The organism is Eubacterium sp. CAG:161, from assembly GCF_000432355.1.
Lineage (GTDB): Bacteria > Bacillota > Clostridia > Lachnospirales > Lachnospiraceae > Eubacterium_G > Eubacterium_G segne.
In genome coordinates, this window is record NZ_HF991874.1 from 42,195 (window position 1) to 46,352 (window position 4,158).

Sequence of the window (4,158 nt, forward strand, 5' to 3'; positions counted from 1 at the left end):
CCCCTTTTATATTCAATAAATATTTAGTTATTATATCTGTAATCAATAACACGTTTTGTTTTCTTTTCGCTTCTTGGAAGAGTTCCCGCAGGAACAACTGTGATTTTGGGAGTCACACCAATTCTGGATTTAAACAATTCTCTAATGGTAGCTCCGGTTTTTTCAAAATCAACACGTCCTTCCGCTTCAACAGTTACAATCATGATATCTTTATTTTTAGAATCGTCATGAGCAATTGTAACATTATATTCAGATGAAACTCCATCAACATTTGAAAGTAAGTCTTCAATCTGACTAGGAAACATATTAACACCGTGAACCTTAAACATATCATCACTTCGCCCTTTAATAATGTCAAGTCTTGGATATTTACTTCCGCAGGCACATGTTCCGGGAATAATCCTTGAAATATCATGGGTACGGAAACGAATAAGAGGAGCTCCTTCTTTAACCAAGGTTGTAATAACAATTTCCCCTTCTTCTCCATCAGGAACGGGCTTTCCGGTAACTGGGTCAATGATTTCTATGTAAACATAATCATCCCAGTAATGGATTCCACATTCGTTTTTACAGGTAATACCAATACCCGGTCCGTAAATTTCCGTAAGACCATAAATATCATATAGTTCAATACCAAGGCTTTCACGAATGGTTTCCCTCATTTTGTCACTCCAACGTTCAGAACCGAATACACCTTTTTTTAAGTTGATTTTATCCTTAAGACCACGTCTGTTGATTTCTTCGGCTAAAAGAAGGGCATAAGATGAAGTGGCGGTAATAACAGTTGACTGCAAATCTATCATCATTTGTAACTGCTTTTCAGTATTTCCCGGGCCCAAAGGAACAGCCATGGCACCAAGCTTTTCGCAACCGGCCTGAAAACCAATACCTGCTGTCCAAAGTCCATATCCCGGAGTAATCTGAATACGGTCTTTTTTTGTGATACCGGCAGTTTCGTAGCATCTTGCAAACATTATTGCCCAATCATCCACATCTTTGGCTGTATAGGGAATAATAACCGGTTTTCCCGTAGTACCTGAAGAAGAATGGATTCTTACAACATCTTCATCAGGCACAGCCTGAATGCCTAAAGGATAAGCATTTCTTAAGTCATCCTTACTTGAAAAAGGAAGTTTCTCAAAGTCTTCCTGAGAAGTAACACCGTCAATTCCCTTTTTCCGATAAATATTTCCATAATAACTGTCTGTATTTAAAAGACGTTTAATTTGAGCATCAACCTGCTCCAATTGAATATTAGTTAATTCCATATTTTTCTCCAATCTTTATGCCGGCAAGAAAAGCCGCTTTATTTGTTTCTACAAAACGTTCCGGTACCCTGTGTTCAATCTCATACATAATAGTATCAGCATTAAGCCCCGTGGCATTAGTTCCCACTGCAACCCCTAAGATAGCTACATTGAAAAACTTTGAGCTGCCAAACGGTTTACATAATTCATCAGCGTCAACCACAACGCATTTACATTTTTTATTTAAATATTCTATCATTTCCACACCGTCGTAAGTTGAATCATTTAATGACTCTGTAGTAGGTTTAACGGGAACGCTATTTACAATAACAATTCCGTCCTGCTTTAAGTAACAAAGATTTCTAACGGCTTCTGAAGGCTCGAAAGCTAAAATAATATCTGCCTTTCCTAAAGGAATAAGAGGCGAAAATGCTCTGTTACCGATTCTGATATGACTTGTAACTGAACCACCACGCTGAGCCATACCAATGGTTTCGGCAGAGTGGGCGGTGTTTCCCAAATGCATTGCAGCTGAGGCAATAAGCTTTGAGGCAAGAACAGTTCCCTGACCGCCTACACCACATAATAAAATATCTTTATTCATCTAAATCACCTCCAATAGCATTTACCGGGCATACCTGACTACATAAGCCACAACCGGTACAAAGGTCTTCGTTAATGGTAACCTTTCCCTTTATCGTACTTATTGCAGGACAACCGATTTCCCGAATACATTTCTTACACTGAATACATTTATCGGATATACAAAGCTTCTTTTCAGGCTTAAACAGTGCAATGCATGGTGATTTAAAAATAATGGCTTTTACACCCGGAAGAGAGGCACAGTCCTTAATAACCTCAACTGATTTATTTAAATCAAGAGGATTAACCGTAACAATCTTCTTAACTCCCATGCCTTCTAATATATGTTCAATACTTATCTTATCAACAATATCACCCATCATGTTTTTTCCGGTTCCGGGGTGAGGCTGATGTCCTGTCATGGCTGTGGTTGAATTGTCAAGAACGCAAAGAATCATGTCAGCTTCATTGTATACAGCATTAACAATACCAGTCATGCCGGAGGCAAAAAACGTGGAATCTCCAACAAAGGCAAAACAGGTACCTTCCTTATCTACCCAGTGAAAACCCTGAGCCATTGTAATTCCTGCACCCATACAAAGACAGGTGTCTACCATGTCAAGAGGCATTGCATTTCCTAAGGTATAACATCCTATATCACCACAAAAATAAGCATTCTTACCTTCCATTGCCTTTTTCACCGCATAAAATGAGGCACGGTGGGGGCATCCTGCACATAAAACAGGAGGACGGACAGGTAAATCAGGCATATCACCTAAATAAATTCCTGCTTCCTGTGAAGGAATTTTAAGAAAATCACTTAAAACCTTAGCCACATAATCTGCTGAATTTTCTCCACTGGTTTTAACATGACCACTTTCCTTACCATATACCTTTATATTAAGCCTGTGCTTACCAATTAATTTAGTCACCTCAGCTTCAATGAAAGGACTAAGCTCTTCAAGGCATATAACCTCATCTACTCCTTCAAGGCATGATAAAACAAACTTTTCAGGAAATGGATAAGGAGTGGAAATTTTACAAAGCTTAACTTCAGGATAATCCTGTAGATATTCTTTAGCATAAGCATAACTTATACCACCTGTAAAAACAGCCTTCTTTCCACTGCCTGTAACAATATTTTTAGAATATGTAGAAAAATCGTCACCAATAAGAGGATTCCTTTTTTCAATCATGGCGTGATTCATAAATGAAAGCTTTGGAAAAATAACCCAACGTTTTGAATCTTTTACAAAGCCATCATACAATTTAGGCGTTGTTGTTTCAGGAATGTCTATAGACGCATATGCGTGACATACACGGGTAGTAGGGCGGAAAAGTACAGGTGTTTTATACTTTTCGGAATAGTCAAAGGCATCCTGAATCATTGAAAATGCTTCTTCCGGTGAGGAAGGATCAAAAACAGGAATGCGGCAAAATGATGCAAACATTCTTGTGTCCTGTTCTGTCTGGGAAGAAATTGGACCTGGATCATCAGCAGAAACTATAACCATACCACCTTTTACACCAACATATGCAAGAGACATAAGGGGGTCAGAGGCAACATTTAGTCCCACCTGCTTCATGGTAACTAAAGTGCGGGCTCCGGCATAGGAAGCAGAAGCCGCCAGTTCTAAGGCTGCCTTTTCATTGACAGACCATTCTACGTGTACATCTCCCTGCTTATATTTACTTACTGTTTCAAGTATTTCAGATGACGGTGTGCCGGGGTAGCCTGACACAAGATTTATTCCTGCGGCAAGTGCCCCAAGGGCAATGGCACCGTTACCCATTAAGTAATCTTTTTTCATAGAAAATCTCCTTTTGACTGCAAAAATAAAGGCATTACAGTCTTATATGTAAAAATATAACTAGTTAAGATTATAAATCAATGAGACATTTGACGCAATAACATTGTGGTATTTGCAACGGATAAAATTTATGATGACTTTTTTGCCAATAGACAGTATAATTAAAGAGGTTTATTATGCAAATTTACTTGTTATCATAGTGTAAATATGGTATAAGAGATAGGAAAAGAATTATTCGTATTAAATATAGGAAAGAAAAATGGCAGAAAATAAAAAAATGACAATGATTTCGGTTATTATGCCAGCATACAATGAAGAGAAATATATTGAAAAGGCTCTAGACTCCGTTTGCACACAGGAGGGGGATTTTTCAATTGAAATATTAGTTATAGATGATAATTCTACCGATGCTACAAAAAATATAGTTTTAGATATGGCATGCAGGATTTCCACTAGAGAAAACAATCTTAATAACGGTGTTTCCGTAAGGTTGTTAACTAGCGGCAGGTCCATGGGTG

At 38.1% G+C, this 4,158-nt stretch carries 4 protein-coding genes; 1 reads left to right on the plus strand and 3 read right to left on the minus strand.

Annotation, left to right across the window (positions count from 1 at the left end; translation table 11 throughout):
• Window positions 1-23: 23 nt before the first annotated feature.
• From Q5O30_RS10270 to iorA, 3 genes are read right to left on the minus strand one after another with little or no spacing between them, the layout of a single operon-like run.
• A complete protein-coding gene (locus Q5O30_RS10270; RefSeq protein ID WP_021953658.1) occupies window positions 24-1,268 on the minus strand; it encodes a phenylacetate--CoA ligase family protein in 1,245 nt (414 codons plus the stop codon).
• Window positions 1,255-1,851, minus strand: coding sequence for an indolepyruvate oxidoreductase subunit beta (locus Q5O30_RS10275; protein WP_021953659.1), 597 nt, complete (start codon window positions 1,849-1,851; stop codon window positions 1,255-1,257). The genes Q5O30_RS10270 and Q5O30_RS10275 overlap by 14 nt, the downstream gene beginning before the upstream one ends.
• A complete protein-coding gene (gene iorA, locus Q5O30_RS10280) occupies window positions 1,844-3,640 on the minus strand; it encodes an indolepyruvate ferredoxin oxidoreductase subunit alpha (protein WP_021953660.1) in 1,797 nt (598 codons plus the stop codon). Before iorA ends, Q5O30_RS10275 begins: the two co-directional genes overlap by 8 nt.
• Before the next feature lie 259 nt (window positions 3,641-3,899).
• On the opposite strand from iorA, the gene Q5O30_RS10285 reads away from it, so the two are divergent.
• The coding region (locus tag Q5O30_RS10285; RefSeq protein WP_302674694.1) for a glycosyltransferase at window positions 3,900-4,158 on the plus strand (259 nt) is incomplete at its 3' end.

What these genes read in the sequence shown, in the direction of transcription:
- Q5O30_RS10275 (WP_021953659.1), bottom strand. Translation starts at nt 1,851, where the DNA reads ATGAATAAAGATATTTTATTATGTGGTGTAGGCGGTCAGGGAACTGTT.
- iorA (WP_021953660.1), bottom strand. Translation starts at nt 3,640, where the DNA reads ATGAAAAAAGATTACTTAATGGGTAACGGTGCCATTGCCCTTGGGGCA.
- Q5O30_RS10270 (WP_021953658.1), bottom strand. Translation starts at nt 1,268, where the DNA reads ATGGAATTAACTAATATTCAATTGGAGCAGGTTGATGCTCAAATTAAA.